At 68.1% G+C, this 16,115-nt stretch carries 13 protein-coding genes; 8 read left to right on the forward strand and 5 right to left on the reverse strand.

The features are described from left to right. Nucleotides 1-12: 12 nt before the first annotated feature. Together OMP44_RS05930 and OMP44_RS05935 are read left to right on the forward strand one after the other, a co-directional pair. Nucleotides 13-1,344 (forward strand): MFS transporter, encoded by a 1,332-nt coding sequence (locus tag OMP44_RS05930; protein ID WP_187978908.1) that lies wholly within the window; start codon nucleotides 13-15, stop codon nucleotides 1,342-1,344. 52 nt (nucleotides 1,345-1,396) lie between these two features. Further along, nucleotides 1,397-2,329, forward strand: a complete 933-nt coding sequence (locus tag OMP44_RS05935; RefSeq protein WP_280306963.1) for an amidohydrolase family protein — start codon at nucleotides 1,397-1,399, stop codon at nucleotides 2,327-2,329. Here the strand turns inward: OMP44_RS05935 and OMP44_RS05940 are convergent. From OMP44_RS05940 to OMP44_RS05950, 3 genes are all read right to left on the reverse strand, one after another. Next, nucleotides 2,310-3,032, reverse strand: a complete 723-nt coding sequence (locus tag OMP44_RS05940; RefSeq protein WP_280306964.1) for an IclR family transcriptional regulator — start codon at nucleotides 3,030-3,032, stop codon at nucleotides 2,310-2,312. The genes OMP44_RS05935 and OMP44_RS05940 overlap by 20 nt on opposite strands. A 670-nt stretch (nucleotides 3,033-3,702) precedes the next feature. Continuing rightward, a complete protein-coding gene (locus OMP44_RS05945; protein WP_187978910.1) occupies nucleotides 3,703-4,167 on the reverse strand; it encodes a MarR family winged helix-turn-helix transcriptional regulator in 465 nt (154 codons plus the stop codon). A gap of 54 nt (nucleotides 4,168-4,221) precedes the next feature. Then, nucleotides 4,222-5,949: a sigma-54-dependent Fis family transcriptional regulator gene (locus OMP44_RS05950; protein WP_187978911.1), complete on the reverse strand. Its 1,728-nt coding sequence runs from the start codon at nucleotides 5,947-5,949 to the stop codon at nucleotides 4,222-4,224. A 226-nt stretch (nucleotides 5,950-6,175) separates the two neighbouring features. On the opposite strand from OMP44_RS05950, the gene OMP44_RS05955 reads away from it, so the two are divergent. From OMP44_RS05955 to OMP44_RS05965, 3 genes are all read left to right on the forward strand, one after another. Beyond that, complete coding sequence (locus OMP44_RS05955) at nucleotides 6,176-7,648, forward strand: benzaldehyde dehydrogenase (protein WP_280306965.1); 1,473 nt, start codon at nucleotides 6,176-6,178, stop codon at nucleotides 7,646-7,648. A 39-nt stretch (nucleotides 7,649-7,687) separates the two neighbouring features. Then, nucleotides 7,688-8,455 carry a coniferyl-alcohol dehydrogenase gene (locus tag OMP44_RS05960; protein ID WP_280306967.1) on the forward strand — a complete coding sequence of 256 codons (768 nt, stop codon included), beginning with the start codon at nucleotides 7,688-7,690 and terminating at the stop codon, nucleotides 8,453-8,455. A gap of 72 nt (nucleotides 8,456-8,527) precedes the next feature. After that, a complete protein-coding gene (locus OMP44_RS05965; protein ID WP_280306968.1) occupies nucleotides 8,528-9,472 on the forward strand; it encodes a SphA family protein in 945 nt (314 codons plus the stop codon). Nucleotides 9,473-9,474: 2 nt separating this feature from the next. On the opposite strand, the gene OMP44_RS05970 is transcribed toward OMP44_RS05965, so the two are convergent. After that, on the reverse strand, nucleotides 9,475-9,960 hold the full coding sequence (locus OMP44_RS05970) for a DUF4124 domain-containing protein (protein ID WP_133859499.1): 486 nt from the start codon (nucleotides 9,958-9,960) through the stop codon (nucleotides 9,475-9,477). 426 nt (nucleotides 9,961-10,386) lie between these two features. Here OMP44_RS05970 and imuA point away from each other — a divergent pair, with 426 nt between their 5' ends. From imuA to OMP44_RS05985, 3 genes are read left to right on the forward strand one after another with little or no spacing between them, the layout of a single operon-like run. Further along, the gene (imuA, locus tag OMP44_RS05975) at nucleotides 10,387-11,004 is read left to right on the forward strand and encodes a translesion DNA synthesis-associated protein ImuA (protein WP_280306970.1); all 618 of its coding nucleotides are present in this window, start codon (nucleotides 10,387-10,389) and stop codon (nucleotides 11,002-11,004) included. A 7-nt stretch (nucleotides 11,005-11,011) separates the two neighbouring features. Continuing rightward, entirely contained in the window at nucleotides 11,012-12,421 is a 1,410-nt protein-coding gene (locus OMP44_RS05980) for a Y-family DNA polymerase (protein WP_280306971.1), read from the forward strand. Further along, the gene (locus OMP44_RS05985) at nucleotides 12,418-15,492 is read left to right on the forward strand and encodes an error-prone DNA polymerase (protein WP_273861256.1); all 3,075 of its coding nucleotides are present in this window, start codon (nucleotides 12,418-12,420) and stop codon (nucleotides 15,490-15,492) included. Before OMP44_RS05980 ends, OMP44_RS05985 begins: the two co-directional genes overlap by 4 nt. Before the next feature lie 102 nt (nucleotides 15,493-15,594). On the opposite strand, the gene OMP44_RS05990 is transcribed toward OMP44_RS05985, so the two are convergent. Beyond that, a complete protein-coding gene (locus OMP44_RS05990; RefSeq protein ID WP_007159052.1) occupies nucleotides 15,595-15,867 on the reverse strand; it encodes an HU family DNA-binding protein in 273 nt (90 codons plus the stop codon). Nucleotides 15,868-16,115 lie beyond the last annotated feature (248 nt).

Genomic DNA, 16,115 nt, shown 5'->3' on the forward strand with positions numbered 1-16,115 from the left:
CGGAGAGCTCTCATGACTACCCCCACGTCCCCGGTCAGCGAACTGGAACGCGCGACCATGCGCCGCGTCGCCTGGCGCATCCTGCCGTTCCTGATCGTCTGCTACCTCATCGCCATCATCGACCGCGGCAACATCGGCATGGCCTCGCTGCAGATGAACAAGGATCTGAGCCTGACGCCCGCGATCTTCGGCTTCGCCAGCAGCCTGTTTTTCTTTTCCTATTTCCTGGTGGAGGTGCCGAGCAACCTGGCATTGCAACGCTTCGGTGCGCGGATCTGGATCGCCCGGATCATGATCACCTGGGGGCTGATCTCGGCCGGTACCGCCTTCGTCCAGGGCGCCAACTCGCTGTACGTGATGCGCTTCCTGCTGGGCGCTGCGGAAGCCGGCTTCTTTCCCGGGGTGCTGCTGTATCTCACCTACTGGCTGCCGTCCAACTACCGGGCGCGCATGGTCGCCCTCTTCATGGTGGCGATACCGGGGGCGAATTTCCTCGGCTCGCCGCTCTCCGGCCTGCTGCTGAGCATGGACGGCTGGCTGGGTATCCGTGGCTGGCACTGGCTGTTCATCCTGGAAGGCATCCCCGCCGTACTGCTGGGTATCGCCTGCCTGTTCGTGCTGACCGACCGCCCGGAGCAGGCCAAATGGCTGAGCGACGAGCAGCGCAGCTGGCTGACGCTCAAGCTGGCCGAAGAGCGCGGACGCAAAACCAGCATCGGCCATATCTCCCTCTGGCAACTGCTCAAGCACAAGGATATCTGGGTGATGGCGCTGATCTATTCGGGCGCCTCGGCGGCCGGCAGCACCATGAGCGTCTGGGCGCCGCAATTGCTCAAGTCCTTTGGCCTGTCCAATCTGGAGGTCGGCCTCACCAATGCCATTCCCTATGGCCTGGCCTCCGTGGCGATGGTCCTCTGGGGCCGTAGCTCGGATCGCACCGGCGAACGTCGTTGGCACACCTCGCTCACCATGCTGCTGATCGCCGTGGGTCTGTTGGCGGGCATGTTCACCTCGTCGCTGGCCGCCACGGTGATCCTGCTGAGCCTGGTGCTGATCGGTGCCTATTCGATGAAGGGACCGTTCTGGGCGCTGGCCTCGGGCTGGCTGTCGTCCTCTACCGCCGCGGCGGGTCTGGCCGCCATCGGCGCCCTGGCCAACCTCATCGGCGGCGGGGTGATGGTCAACGTCTATGGCGCCATCCACGGTGCCACCCATAGCCATGCCCTGGCGGTACTGCCGCTGGCCACCCTGTGCGCCATCAGCGGTCTGCTGGTGCTGGTCATGGGCCGCAAGGCCATGCGCGCCAAGGCCGAAGCTCAGGCCGCAACCGCCAACGCCAGCTAGGACCTGTCACGGCCGGCCCGCTCGGGCTGGCCGGCCGCTCGAGGAATTCTTCATGACCTTCAATCGTCGGCGCTTCTTGCAAGCGAGCGCCCAGACGGGTGCCGTTCTGTGCCTGTTCAACACCCTGGGGGCCCAGGCCTCCACACCCTTTTCCAGTATCCAGACGGCGCCCCGGCTCAAGCCGCCGGCCGGCAGCGTCGACTGCCACATGCATCTCTACGACGACCGCTATCCGGCCGCGCCCGGCGCCAAGCTGCTGCCGCCCAATGCCTCCCTGGACGACTACCGCCAGCTGCAGGCGCTGCTGGGGCTGCAACGCCTGGTGATCGTCACGCCGTCCACCTATGGCACCGACAATCGCTGCCTGCTCGACGGTCTGGCCCGCAGCGGCGGCCAGGCCCGCGGGGTGGCGGTGATCGACCAAGCCATCACCGCTGCCGAGTTGCAGGCGCTGCACCAGGCCGGGATACGCGGTATCCGCTTCAACCTGAGCTATGGGGGTGCCGACCTGGACGATCTGGAGCCCCTGGCCGCACGGGTCAACGAACTGGGCTGGAACGTCCAGGTGGTCGCTCCGGGTAATCAGCTGGTGGAGCTGGAGAGCCGTCTGCAACGCCTGCCGGCGCGACTGGTGATCGATCACCTCGGCCATGTGCCCCAGCCGGAAGGCGTGCAGTCGGCGGCCTTCGCCGTGCTGGGACGGCTGCTGGACGGTGGTCGTACCTGGGTGAAACTATCGGGACCCTACATCAGGTCGCGCAGTGGTCCGCCGGACTATGCCGATGTCGGCGCCGTGGCGCGGGAGCTGGTGCGGCGCCATCCCGAGCGGCTGCTGTGGGGCAGCGACTGGCCGCACCCCACGGTGGCGGCCGGCCACAAGCCGGACGACGGCCGTATCTTCGACCTGCTGGCCGACTGGGCACCCGATGAACAGGCGCGTACCGCCATCCTGCGCGACAACCCGGTCAGTCTGTACGGTTTTTGACGGTCGAGCCGTACAGTGGCTTGCCGCCCAGGCTGCGGGTCAGTTCGTCGGCGGTGGCACCCAGTACCCCATGCAGGGCGCGAGCGCGTTCCTGGGTAAGGCGGTTGGCCGGACCGGAGATGACCAGGGCGCCCAGCAGCTCTTCCTGCGCGCCATAGATCGGCAGCGCCAGGGATGCGGCATGGGGATCGGTGACACCACAGGAGTAATAGGGCGTCAGCCCGGCCTTGGCGACCTCATGGGAGGTCTGCAGGGCCTGGGCGCTGGCCGCCTCGTCCATGGGCCGCATGTCGCCGGGTTGCAGGTGCAGGCGCAGGCGATGCGGCGAATTCACCCGGTACTGGCAGAGGCGATAGGCGCCGTGGCGCACATAGAAGGATGCGGTCTCGCCGCTCTCTTCGGTCAGCTGATGCAGGCGCGGCATGATGTGGCGCTCCACATCGTGGGCGTCCTGGTAGATGGCGTTCAGCCGTACCACTTCGCTGGCCAGCATGTAGCGACCGTCGGCGAGGCGGGTGACCAGGCCAAAGGTCTCCAGCGAGACCAGCAGGCGCATGATGGTGCTCTTGATCAGCCCGGTGCGGGTGGTCAGCTCGGCGAGACTCAGGGCCGAATCGCCGATGCGAAAGGCGGTGAGCACGGTCAGGACGCGGTCGGCGGAGGCGACGCCGGCAACTTCCGGGCGCGGACGAAGGGTATTCAACCTGGATGTCTCCTGAGCGGACGGGGAGCCGCATTATCCGCGAGCGGACCGGAGGCGCCTAGGGTCAGGTTGACCCTCACCCCGGCCCTCTCCCGGGGGGAGAGGGGGAAGCTGGATATAGGTCAGCTTTTCGTAGGTTGCGGTTGAGCGCAGCGAAGCCCAACAGGGCGGTGCCTCGGGCGCTGCTGGTGTCCCTCACCCCGGCCCTCTCCCGGCGGGAGAGGGGGAAGCTGGACATAGGTCAGTTTTTCGTAGGTTGCGGTTGATCGCAGCGAAGCCCAACGGGGCGGTGCCTCGGCCCTCTCTCAAAGGGAGAGGGGGCTAGCCATAGGAGAGGTTCGAGCTTGAAATCTATCTTTTTGGCCCACTCTTAGCTGGCCACGAGCTGAGCAGGCGGATTCGAACGGAAGGACGCTCAGGGCATGAAACGATAAACCCGGCGCTGCCACACCGGGTTTCCTGCGAACGTAGGATTGGACGCCCTGGCAGAGGCTGCTCGTTCGATCAGGTGACCTCAGTATAGGAAGCCTGCATAGCGAAAGTCACTGTCGAATTCGGCAGCCTCTGGATACTGACTACGCCACAGTTCGTTGCCACAGGATTGCAGTCGTCCTGGACGATTTTGCCGTATCTGGGCGAATACCGACTCAAGGCGCACCTCGAAATCGACCTAGCCCAATTCCCCATTGAGCTTGCGCAGCAGACGCAACAGCTCGGCCCGTTCGGCATCCTCCAGCGGCGCGCTGGCGGCGCGGTCGCTGGCGGCGGCGCGTTCCTTGAGTTCACCCACCAGGGCACGGCCCTGCTCGGTGAGGTGCAGGGCGTAGGCGCGGCGATCCTGGGTGCCCCGTACCCGCTCGGCCAGGCCCTGGCGTTCCAGCTTGTTCAGCAGCAGCACCAGTTGCGGTGGCTCGATGGCCAGGCGCCGGGCCAGGTCGGCCTGCATCAGGCCCGGTTCCTGTTCGAGGATCACCAGGGCGGTGAACTGGGCGGGGCGCAGGTCATAGGCGGCCAGGCTGTCCACCAGGTGCTGGAACATCTTCATCTGGGCGCGGCGCAGGGCATAGCCTACGGCGGTGTCCAGCCAGGGGGTGGCGGCAGGGTCCAGGGGCGTGGCGTCGTCGGGGGAACTCATCGGCGGGAAGGGCTTCCGTCGGAGATGGCGAGAGGAGGGTATCGAGGGGTCATTCTAGTCCAGATCCTGGCGCGCGCGGCGATGGCGATAGGCGAACTGGGCACGACTCAGGCCGAGCAGTCGCGCCGCGGCGGCCACGTTGCCCTGGCTGCGCGCCAGGGCTTCGTCGAGCAGCTCGGCTTCCAGCTGTCCCAGGTGCAGCGGGCGTTTGCCGTCCACGCCCAGGCGTTCCAGCCAGCTGGCTGTCTGCGGCGCCGGTTCCAGGAGGTCGGCCGGCAGCGATTCGCCGCGAAACAGGTGGGGCAGGTCGATGAGTTCGCCCGGATCGCTGGCGATCACCCCGCGCTCCACCAGATTCTGCAATTCCCGCACGTTGCCGGGAAAGTCGTAGCGCAGCAGGGCCTTGAGGGCGCGCATGGTCAGGCCCACCGGCGGACGTTCGTAGGCGGCGCAGAAGCGCCGCAGGAACAGATCCACCAGCAGCGGCACGTCGTCGCGGCGGTCCCGCAGGGGCGGGATGCCGATGGGATAGACGTTGAGGCGATAGAAGAGGTCTTCGCGGAAGTCGCCGCGGCGTACCGCGTCGCGCAGGTCCAGATTGGTGGCGGCGATCACGCGCACGTCCACCTTGAGGGTGCGGCTGCCGCCGACCCGCTCGATCTCGCGCTCCTGGAGCGCGCGCAGCAGCTTGCCCTGGCCGGGCAGACTCAGGCAGGCGATCTCGTCGAGAAACAGGGTGCCGCCCTGGGCGCGTTCGAAGCGCCCGGCGCGGGACTGGTTGGCGCCGGTGTAGGCGCCGCGCTCCACGCCGAACAATTCGGCTTCGATGAGATTCTCGGGAATGGCCGCGCAGTTGAGTGCGACGAAGGGGCCGTCGGCGCGGCGGCTGAGGCGGTGCAGGTGGCTGGCGAACAATTCCTTGCCCACCCCGGATTCGCCGGTGAGCAGCACCGTGGCCGGGGTCGGGGCGACCCGCTGCAGGGCCTGGAAGGCGCTGTTGAAGGCCGCCGAGGCGCCCACCAGCGGTTGCTGGCCGTCGGCGGCGTGGGGCAGGGGCGCGGGCAGGCGTTCCGTGGCGGCTGTCGCGGGGGCGCCGTCGCCAGCGGCATTGAGATAGCGCAGGTCTTCCGCCACATCGGGCCAGCGTTCGGCATTGCGGCCTTCGACCCGGCAGACGTGGTGGCCCATGGCGCGGCATTCCACCTCGCGAAAGATCACCAGGCGGCCGAACAGGCTGCTGACATAGCCGATCGCATAGCCGATCTCCATCCAGCAGGCCGGGTCGCTGCCCTGACCGTGGGCGATCTGGTGCTCGTCGCATTCGGCCGAGTGATGCCAGAGGAATTCGCCGCCATAGCGCCCTTGGTCGACATCGAATTCGAAATGCAGCGGCTCGACCCGCACCAGACCCTCCAGGCCATGCAGGCGGGTACCGGCCGCGAAGATGGCCGCGGCGTCGGCCTGGGGCCAGCGCTTGCGCACCAGTTCGGCGTCCCTTACCCCAGAAAGATAGCCCACCCGGGTCAGCAGACCGCGGGCGCGCTCCTGACCCAGGGCGCCGATCAACTCGCGCCGCAGGGCACCAAAGGCGGAGGCGTGCACCAGCAGCATGCGCTGGTCATTGAGCCAGATGCGGCCATCGCCGGGCGAGAAGAACAGGCACTCGGCCAGTTCCGCCTGGGTCGGGCTGGCGCTGCCGTCCCAGGCGGCACTGTCGCCCCGGTGCAGGCCCGGCGCGACCTGCTGCAAGGCGTTGAGGGACAGGCGTTCGGACAGGGCCATGGCAGGACTCCCGGAGTAATTGCGCAAATGCGCAATCGAGAGAAAGGTTATACCTCATAACTTTATCTTTTGAGCAAGACGTTTGCCGGGTAGGCCGGGTGTCTTTGTCCACCTAAATCAGCAAGTCCCTGATTGAACGGCTCTTTCTCCTGCCAGCCCGGGCTGGGCACAGCCTTTGCTCCCCTGTCCTTGCCCACCGTGGCCCGATAACAACAAGGAGAAGGCTATGAGCAGACCATCCACACCCTTCCTGGACGGCGCACCCTGGCGCGAGCGGATTTTCGATGGCGACTGGATCGCCGCCCAGGGCGGCATCCTGGAGGTCGTCGAACCCGCCACTGGCCAGCCCCTGCATTGCACCGGCCTGGCCAGTGGCGCCGACATCGACCAGGCCTGCGCCAAGGCGGCCCAGGCGCAACCGGCCTGGGTCGCCTGGACAGCGCGGCAAAAGGCCGGGCTGTTCCTGGCCGCCGCCGCGCAGCTGGAAATGCAGCGCGCCGAACTGGCACCCCTGATCGCCCGGGAGACCGGCGGCATCCTGCCCAAGGCCGAGCTGGAATTGCGCGAAGCCGGGGTCATCCTGCAACAGGTCGCCGGCCAGTTGCTGCAGCCCCATGGCGTGGTCCTGCCCAGCGAGCGCGGGGCGCTGTCCTATGCCCGCCGCCTACCCCATGGCGTGGTGGGGGTGATCTCGCCCTTCAACTTCCCGCTGATCCTTTCGCTGCGCGCCGTGGCGCCGGCGCTGGCCTGCGGCAATGCCGTGGTGCTCAAGCCGGATCACCAGACGCCGGTGAGCGGCGGCATCCTGATCGCCCGACTGTTCGAGGCCATCGGCCTGCCCAAGGGCGTGCTGCAGGTGCTGCCCGGTCGCGCCGAGGCCGGGGCGGCGCTCTGCGCCCATCCCCAGGTGCGGATGATCGCCTTCACCGGCTCGACCCAGGCCGGGCGCCAGGTGGCGGAAAGCGCCGGGCGCCACCTGAAGAAGGTGGCCCTGGAGCTGGGCGGCAAGAATCCGCTGATCGTGCTCGACGACGCCGATCTCGACCGCGCCGTCGGCTGCGCCGCCTGGGGCAGTTTCCTGCACCAGGGCCAGATCTGCATGGCCACCGGGCTGATCCTGGTGCACCAGCGCCTCGCCGCCGCCTTCACCGAACGCCTGGTCGCCTGCGCCGCCGCCCTGCGCCTGGGTGATCCGCTGGAACCCACGACCCAGCTGGGTCCGCTGATCAATGCCCGGCAGCTGCAACGGGTACAGGGCATCGTCGCCGACAGCCTCGCTGCCGGTGCCCTGCTGGAGCAGGGCGGCCGGCATGAAGGGCTGTTCTATGCCCCGACCGTACTGAGCGGTGTCCGTCCCGGCATGCGCGCCTTCGACGAAGAAATCTTTGGTCCGGTGGCCAGCGTGGTGACCTTCGCCAGCGAGGCCGAGGCCGTCGACCTGGCCAATCGCACCCCCTACGGCCTGGCGGCCGGCGTGCTCTCCGGCTCCCTGGCCCGCGCCCGCGCCCTGGGCGAACGCCTGGAGTGCGGAATGCTGCACATCAACGACCAGACGGTGAACGACGAGGTGGTCAATCCCTTCGGCGGGCGTGGCCAGTCCGGCAATGGCGGCAGCGTCGGCGGCCTGTGCAACTGGGACGACTACAGCCAGTGGCAGTGGGTGACCGAGCATGCCGAGCCGCCACGCTATCCCTTCTAGCCCGTGTTACCCAACCAATAACAACAAGAGGAAAATCCCATGACCCTGTATGGCAAGACCCTGGTCGTCACCGGCGTGGCTTCCGGCATCGGCGCCGAACTGGCGCGTCTGGCGCGCTTTCAGGGCGCCTATGTGATCGGCGTCGATCGCAATCAGCCCCAACTCAGCCTGGACGACTTTCACCAGGCCGACCTGGGCGATCCCGACAGCATCGCCGCCCTGGTCAACCGCCTGCCGGAGCGTCTGCACGGCCTGTGCAACGTCGCCGGGGTGCCGGGCACGGCGCCCCGGGAGGCCGTGGCGCGAGTCAACTATCTCGGCCTGCGGCTGCTCAGCCAGCAACTGGTCGCGCGGCTGGGGCAGGGTGGCGCCATCGTCAACGTCGCCTCCATCCTCGGCGCCGAATGGCCACAGCGCCTGGAACAGCATCGCGCGCTGGCGCAGATCGCCGACTTCGCCCAGGCCCAGGCCTGGCTGGAAGCCCATCCGGTGGACCAGGCCACCTGCTACCAGTACTTCAAGGAGGCGCTCATCGTCTGGAGCTTCGTGCAGTCCCAGACCTGGTTCCGCGAATTCGGCGTGCGGCTGAATTGCGTGGCGCCCGGGCCGGTATTCACCCCCATCCTCGGCGACTTCGTCAGCATGCTCGGCGAAGAGCGCGTCGCCCGCGACAGCCAGCGCATGCTGCGCCCGGCGCTGGCCGACGAGGTGGCCGAGGCCATTGCCTTCCTCTGCAGCGATGCCTCGCGCTGGATCAATGGCGCCAACCTGCCGGTGGATGGCGGTCTCGCCGCCAGTTACGTCTGACCCGGATCACCGCGCCTGCCCGGGCGTGGTGATCGCGTTTTCCCACAACAAGAACAATTCCAGGACGACGTCATGCGCACACGTTTCGAATTCGGTCTGCTGGCCGCGGCCAGTCTCGCCTCCCTGCAGGTCCAGGCCTACGATCTGCCCGGTCTCAATCTCGGCTCCACCAGTTTCTACGATGGCGCGCCGGCGCCGGATGGCCCCGGCTGGTACCTGTCGGAGTACCTGATCTATGGCAAGACCAGCCGCTTCAACGACCAGGACGGGCGCAAGCTGCCCTTGCCCAAGCAGGAGCTGACCACCTTCGCCCCGGTCACCCAGCTGATCTACCTCGGCCAGCCCCTGGCCAATGGCGCCATGCCCGGCTTCACCGCCATCCTGCCCTGGCTGGCCCATGCCGATGTCGATGACGGCCTCGGCGGCCAGGCGCTGAGCGCCCGCGAAGGGGTAGGGGACCTGACCCTGGGCGCCTTCCTGCAACTGCCCACCACCACCCGCCCCGATGGCGGACCGCGCTGGGCGCAGCGTATCGAGGCCGAGATCGTCGCCCCCACCGGTCGCTACGACCGCGACCGGGCGATCAATCCGGGCAGCAACTTCTGGTCCTTCAATCCCTACTACGCCACCACCTACTGGCTGACGCCGCAGTGGTCGGTGACCGGACGCTTCTGGTACCTGTGGAATGGCAGGAACGACCAGCCGCTACGCAGCTTCGGCGATGTGTCCGATACCCGGGCCGGCCAGGCGCTGCACGCCAACTTCGCCACCCAGTACGCGCTGAACGATCGGCTCAGCGTCGGCCTGAGCGGCTACTGGCTCCGGCAGATCACCGACACCCAGGTGGACGGGCATGACGTCAGCGGGCGGCGGGAAAAGGTCTGGGCCTGGGGCCCGGGTTTCACCTACGCCTTTTCCCGGGAGAACCTGGTCACCGTCAACAGCTACTTCGAGCAGGACGCCGAGAACCGCACCGAGGGGCGCAAGTTCGTCGTCAACTTCCTGCACAAGCTGTAGCGCTAGCGATCGATGGGGATGCCCCGGTTCGGCGGCGGTGGAGGCGCTGGCGGCTGGGGCTGCTGGGCCTGGGGATGGGGCACCATGTGCCAGGTCTCGTTGCGTGGCCGGCGGTCGATGTAGACCGGCACCGGCTGATAGATGATGCCGGAGCCGCGCACCTCGGTTTCCTGACGAGAGCTGGAAGAGGACGAGGAGCCGCCGACCACGGTGACGTCGTCGACCGGACGTTGGCGGCTGGAAGCGGGGGCGGGTACCACGGTGACCTCGCGCGGCGCACTGACCGGCGGAGGCGCGGCGGGCCTGGGCGGCGGCGTGAAGCCGTTGCTGTCGGGCAGACTCTGCAGCGGAATGGTGGTGATCTGACTATTCGTTGGGCAGGCGCCCTGGGTATAGGTTGTCCGGCCCTGGTCGTCCACGCACTTGTAGACATCTTGAGCGGCCACGACGCCACTGGCGAGCAGCAGGCCATAGAGCAGTGAACGCATGATGAGGCCCTCCGGGCACTCGAAGTGTCTTCCGCAGGATACAAGATGCCTGCCACGACTCCCAGTACCGGCGCGTGCTCGGGACGGAGCCGGTGACTGGACGGCTGACGTCGGCGCAAGGACCCCGCGACCTTGCCAATGGCTGTCGAAATCTTCATGTTCTTCATCTTGCGGGCATCCAGTGCCTCCTGGCCCACCATCGAGTGCACTGCCAGATGCCCGGCGCTACAGGTCAGTTGACAGCCTTATCGCCTCCGCCATGCCCTCGAACAATGGTGGTTGCCTGCGGTGTGATCTGGATTCGGATGGCCCCTCATCGACCAGCACAGCGGTTCGACTTGACCTCGATGCAAATCGCCTCTAATACTGTATGCATATACAGATAGAGGCGATGGCCATGGACAACACCCCTGCAGGTCTGGCGGCATGAGCGGCGGCGGCGCCAGCCTGGCCCGGCTGTTCGAGGAGCGGCGCCTGTGGAAGGGGCAGACCAGTCCCGAAGCCCGGCGCAGTGGTCAGCCCACCGGGGTCGCTGCCCTGGATGCCTATCTGCCTGGCGCCGGCTGGCCCGAGGCGGCCCTCACCGAATTGCTGCTCGCCGGCCCCGGCCATGGCGAGTTGCGGCTGCTCTGGCCGACCCTGGCGCGCCTGAGCCAGGCCGCCGAGCGCATCGCCCTGATCGCGCCGCCGCTGTCGCCCTATCCATTGGCCTGGCAGGCGGCCGGGGTGGCGCTGGATTCCCTGGTGGTGATCCGCGCCCAGGGCGCCGAGGTGCTCTGGGCCGCCGAGCAATGCCTGCGTTCGGGTTGCTTTGGCGCGGTGCTCTGCTGGCCCGAGCGCGCCGACGATCGCCAGTTGCGCCGGTTGCAGGTCGCCGCCGAGAGCGGTCGCACCCTGGCCTTCGCCCTGCGTCCGGCCGCTGCCTTGGACAATCCTTCGCCAGCGGCCTTGCGCCTGGAACTTCGGGCCCCCCTGGAACGGTTGCACATCCGCAAATGCCGGGGCGGGCAACCTGGGGTGCTCGATTTGGCCGGCGGCGCTTGAGCTGGCCATGCGCTGGGCCTGCATCCTCTTTCCGCAGCTGGCGCTGGATGCCGTGCTGCGCCGTCATCCGCAGCCGGAGCAGCCGCTGGTGCTGCTCTCCGGACCACCGCACCGGCGGCTGCTGCAGGCGGTCAATCCGGCCGCCCGAGCGCTGGGACTGCGCCCGGGCCTGACCCTGGCCGCCGCCCAGGCGCTGACCCGCGACTTCGAGCAGCAGGAGCACGATCCGGCGCTCATCGAGACGGCCGAGACGCTGCTGGCGGCCTGGGGCTATGGCTTCAGTTCCCAGGTCAGCCGCCACTACCCCCGGGCGCTGCTGCTGGAGGTGCAGTCCAGTCTGCCGCTGCTGGGGCCGTGGCCGCGGCTGGAACGGCGCCTGCGCCAGGAGCTCCAGGGCCTGGGTTTTCGCCATCGGCTGGCCCTGGCGCCCAATCCGGTGGCGGCGCGGGTGCTGACCAATGTCGCCGATGGTCTGGCCGCCTCCACCGAGGAGCTGCCGCGTCTGCTCGATCGACTCCCGGTGGAGCGGGCCGGTTTCGCTCCCCAGCAGGCCCAGGCGCTGGCACGCATGGGCATCCGCCGCCTGGCGCAGCTCAAGGCCCTGCCCAGGGCCGCCCTGGCCCGCCGCTTCACCCCGGAGCTCCTGCAGCAGCTGGATCTGCTGGGTGGCAGCCGCAGCCTGGCGCTGGAATTCTATCGACCCCCCGACCGTTTCGTGACGCGGGTGGAGCTCAATTTCGAGGTGGAATCCCACCAGGCCCTGCTGTTCCCGCTGCGCCGCCTCACCGCCGACCTGGCCGCCTGGCTGGCCAGTCGCGACCGTGGCGTGCAGCGCTTTCTGCTCTGGCTGGAGCATCGCCAGGGTCCGGCCACCGCCCTCACCATCGGCCTGCTGGCGCCCGAGCGCGATGCCGCCCTGCTATTCGAATTCGCCCGAGGTCGTCTCGAACAGCTGCAGGTGGTGGCGCCGGTACTGGCGCTGCGCCTGGAAAGCGAGGAATTGCCGCTCTTCGTGCCGGAACGCCATGGTCTGTTCGACGAACGCCCGGCCCAGGCCGTGGGCTGGGAAGTATTGCGCGAGCGCCTGCGTGCCCGGCTGGGCGAAGCAGCGGTACTCGGTCTTGGCATCCAGGCGGATCACCGTCCCGAGCGCGCCCTAGTCTGGCGCCCGGAACGACGCCTGGAGACCGCGCTGCCCGGTCTGCGTCCGGGTTGGCTGCTGAGCGAACCGCGTCCCCTCGACGGTCAGCCACGCCGCGTCCTCGCGGGCCCTGAACGCATCGAAAGTGGCTGGTGGGACGGGGGCGACCAGCGCCGCGACTACTATCGCATCGAGGTGGCCGACGGACGCCAGGCCTGGGCCTTTCGCCGCTATGGCGAGGAGACGCCCTGGTGGATCCAGGGCTGGTTCGCATGAGCGGCTATGCCGAGCTGCATTGCCTGTCGAATTTCAGTTTCCAGCGCGGTGCCTCCAGCGCCCTGGAGTTGTTCGAGCGCGCCAAGGCGCTGGGCTACGCGGCGCTGGCCATCACCGACGAAGGCACCCTGAGCGGCATCGTCCGTGCCTGGCAGGCGGCGCGTCAGGTCGGGCTGCCACTCATCGTCGGCAGTGAGCTGACCCTCGACGATGGCCTGCGGCTGGTGCTGCTGGCGGAGGATCTGTCGGGTTACGAGACCCTCTGCGCCCTGATCACCCGGGCGCGCCGTCGTGCGCCCAAGGGCCGCTACCAGCTTGCTCGCGCGGATCTGCAGCCGCCACTGCCCGGGCTGCTGGCGATCTGGTTGCCGGGAGAAGAACCCGTGGCCGAGGCAGGCGCCTGGCTCAAGCAGGTCTTCGCCGAGCGCCTCTGGCTCGGCGTCGAATTGCTGCGCGGCGCCGACGATACCGCCCGACTCCTGCAGTTGCAGGCACTGGGCACCCAACTGGGCGTGCCGGCAGTGGCCTGTGGCGACGTGCACATGCACACCCGCGGGCGCCGGGCCCTGCAGGATGTGCTCACCGGCATCCGCCATCACCTGCCGGTGGCCGAGGCCGGCTATCGCCTGCATCCCAACGGCGAGCGCCATCTGCGCCCGCTGGCGGTGCTCGAAAGCCTCTATCCCGCGGCGCTGCGCGCCGAGACCCTGAGGATCGCCGCCCGCTGCCGCTTCGATCTGGGCGAGTTGCGCTATCGCTATCCCCAGGAGGTGATACCCGCCGGCGCGACGGCCGGCGCCTGGCTGGCCGAGCTGACCCGCCGTGGCCTGGCCTGGCGCTGGCCGGAAGGCGCGCCGGAAAGGGTCACCGACCAGGTGGCCCGGGAGCTGGCGCTGATCGCCGAAAAGGGCTACGAGAACTACTTCCTCACCGTGCACGACATCGTCGACTACGCCCGCCGCCAGCACATCCTCTGCCAGGGCCGCGGCTCGGCGGCCAACTCGGTGGTCTGCTATGTGCTGGGCATCACCGAGCTGAATCCGCTCACCGGCAATCTGCTGTTCGAGCGCTTCATCTCCCGCGAGCGCGACGAGCCGCCCGATATCGACGTCGATTTCGAGCACGAGCGGCGCGAAGAGGTCATCCAGTACGTCTTTCGCCGCTATGGGCGCGAGCGGGCCGCGCTCACCGCGGTGGTCAGCACCTATCACGCCGCCGGCGCCCTGCGCGATGTTGGCAAGGCCCTGGGCCTGCCGGGCGACCAGCTCGACGCCCTGTCCGGGTGCGCCGGGCGCTGGACCGACGAGATCCCCGGTCCGCAGCGTCTGCGCGAAGCGGGTTTCGACCCGGACAGCCCGCTGCTGCAGCGAGTGCTCATCCTCGCCGGCCAACTGATCGGCTTTCCCCGGCACCTCTCCCAGCATCCCGGTGGCTTCGTCATTTCCGCAGCGCCCCTGGCGACGCTGGTGCCGGTGGAAAACGCCGCCATGCCCGAACGCACCCTGATCCAGTGGGACAAGGACGACCTCGATGCCGTGGGCCTGCTCAAGGTCGACATCCTCGCCCTGGGCATGCTCAGCGCCCTGCGCCGCTGCTTCGATCTGGTCGCCGGCTGGCGCGGCCAGCGCTGGACCCTGGCCAGCCTGCCCCAGGAAGACCCGCCCACCTACGCCATGATCTCCCGCGCCGATACGGTGGGGGTATTCCAGATCGAATCCCGCGCCCAGATGGCCATGCTGCCGCGCCTCAGGCCGCAAACCCTCTACGACCTGGTGATCGAGGTGGCCATCGTCCGTCCCGGCCCCATCCAGGGCGACATGGTGCATCCCTATCTGCGCCGCCGGAACGGGGAAGAGGAGGCCGACTATCCCCATGACGAATTGCGTCCAGCCCTGGAGCGCACCCTGGGAGTGCCGCTGTTCCAGGAACAGGTGATGCAGATCGCCATGGTCGCCGCCCAGTACACGCCCGGCGAAGCCGATCAGTTGCGCCGCTCCATGGCTGCCTGGAAGCGCCACGGCGGCCTCGAACCCCATCGCCAACGGCTGCACAGCCGCATGGTCGAGCGCGGCTATCGCCCGGAATTCGCTGCGCGCCTCTTCGAGCAGATCAAGGGCTTCGGCAGCTACGGCTTTCCCGAATCCCATGCCGCCAGCTTCGCCCTGCTGACCTATGCCAGCTCCTGGCTCAAGTGCCACGAGCCGGCCGCCTTCGCCTGTGCCCTGGTCAACAGCTGGCCGATGGGTTTCTACAGTCCGGATCAGGTGTTGCAGGACGCCCGGCGCCACGGCATCGAGGTGCGCGCGGTGACCGTGCAGGCCAGCGACTGGGATTGCCGGCTGGAGGCGAGTGCCGGCCATCAGCCGGCGATCCGCCTGGGCCTGCGCCTGGTACAGGGGCTGGCGGAAGCGGCTGGCCAGCGCCTGGTAGCGGCACGGGGTACGCAGCCCTTTCGCGACGTCGAGGACCTCTGTCGTCGGGCCGAGCTGGATGCCCGGGCGCGCGGACAGCTGGCGGAGGCCGGCGCCCTGGCGGAGCTGGCCGGGGATCGCCATCAGGCACGCTGGGCCATGGCCGGGGTGGAGCGCCAGCTGCCGCTGTTCGCGTCGGCGGACAGCGCCCTGGAGGAACGCCCGGCCTTGCTCGCACCCAGCGTCGCGGAGGACGTGCATGCCGACTACCGCATGCTGGGCACCACCCTGGGACCCCATCCGCTGAGCCTGTTGCGCGGTGAACTCCAGGCCCGGCGCTGCCGGGATTTCCGTGAGCTGGACGAGATCAGACCCGGTGCCCTGGTGCGGGTGGCCGGACTGGTACGCGGACGACAGCGACCGGGCACGGCCAGCGGGGTGATCTTCGTGACCCTGGAAGACGAGCACGGCATGCTCAATGTGGTGGTCTGGCGCGCGGTGGGCGAACAGCAGCGGCGACCGTTGTTGCAGGCACGATTGCTACAGGTCGAGGGGCATCTGGAACGGGAAGCGGGGGTGCAGCACCTGATCGCCGGTCGCTTGACCGACCTGAGTCCTTTGCTCGACGAACTCATGGTGTCGAGTCGGGATTTCCACTAGGGCTTGAGGGAGAGGTGAGGCGGGGGAGAGGCTGGTGGAGCGGGGGACTGTCTTCCGAAGCGCTCTGAAGCGCCCGGAAGACAAGAATCGACCAACGCAGTCTTAGCTGACGGCGTCTTTGAGGCCTTTGCCGGGCTTGAAGCCGGGCAGCTTGGCAGCGGCGATCTTGATGGTGGCACCGGTCTGCGGGTTGCGGCCTTCGCGAGCAGCGCGCTCTTTTACTGCGAAAGTTCCGAAACCGACCAGGCTGACGCTGTCGCCTTGCTTCAGGGCGTCGGTCACCGCAGTGGTGAAGGCGTCCAGGGCTTTGGCAGCGGTGGCCTTGGGCAGGTCGGCAGACGCGGCAATGGCGTCGATCAGCTCAGCTTTATTCATGTAAAAACTCCATGTGTGAGTATTGGCCAGGCAGTATAGCGGCAGCTTTGCCTTGCGTAGAGCCTTTGTGAGCCTCTACGTGGCCGGTTGAAGCAGCCTTGTTGTTCGGCGCTACAGGATACGCATAGCGGGCGAAAGAACGATAGGGTATTCGATCTGGCAGGGGCGTGAAAACCTGATCCGCACTGCATTTTCCACGCTTCACAGCCCAACCGTCGCCTTTTTGGGCAGCGGCAATGGCCGTTTGG

The organism is Pseudomonas flavocrustae, assembly GCF_029872515.1.
GTDB classification, from domain to species: Bacteria; Pseudomonadota; Gammaproteobacteria; order Pseudomonadales; family Pseudomonadaceae; genus Chryseomonas; species Chryseomonas aestiva.

Coding starts and splice junctions, on each gene's coding strand:
- OMP44_RS05950 (WP_187978911.1), bottom strand. CDS start 5,949: ATGGCCCTGTCCGAACGCCTGTCCCTCAACGCCTTGCAGCAGGTCGCG.
- OMP44_RS05970 (WP_133859499.1), bottom strand. CDS start 9,960: ATGCGTTCACTGCTCTATGGCCTGCTGCTCGCCAGTGGCGTCGTGGCC.
- OMP44_RS05935 (WP_280306963.1), top strand. CDS start 1,397: ATGACCTTCAATCGTCGGCGCTTCTTGCAAGCGAGCGCCCAGACGGGT.
- OMP44_RS05980 (WP_280306971.1), top strand. CDS start 11,012: ATGCGCTGGGCCTGCATCCTCTTTCCGCAGCTGGCGCTGGATGCCGTG.
- imuA (WP_280306970.1), top strand. CDS start 10,387: ATGAGCGGCGGCGGCGCCAGCCTGGCCCGGCTGTTCGAGGAGCGGCGC.
- OMP44_RS05945 (WP_187978910.1), bottom strand. CDS start 4,167: ATGAGTTCCCCCGACGACGCCACGCCCCTGGACCCTGCCGCCACCCCC.
- OMP44_RS05990 (WP_007159052.1), bottom strand. CDS start 15,867: ATGAATAAAGCTGAGCTGATCGACGCCATTGCCGCGTCTGCCGACCTG.
- OMP44_RS05955 (WP_280306965.1), top strand. CDS start 6,176: ATGAGCAGACCATCCACACCCTTCCTGGACGGCGCACCCTGGCGCGAG.
- OMP44_RS05985 (WP_273861256.1), top strand. CDS start 12,418: ATGAGCGGCTATGCCGAGCTGCATTGCCTGTCGAATTTCAGTTTCCAG.
- OMP44_RS05930 (WP_187978908.1), top strand. CDS start 13: ATGACTACCCCCACGTCCCCGGTCAGCGAACTGGAACGCGCGACCATG.
- OMP44_RS05960 (WP_280306967.1), top strand. CDS start 7,688: ATGACCCTGTATGGCAAGACCCTGGTCGTCACCGGCGTGGCTTCCGGC.
- OMP44_RS05965 (WP_280306968.1), top strand. CDS start 8,528: ATGCGCACACGTTTCGAATTCGGTCTGCTGGCCGCGGCCAGTCTCGCC.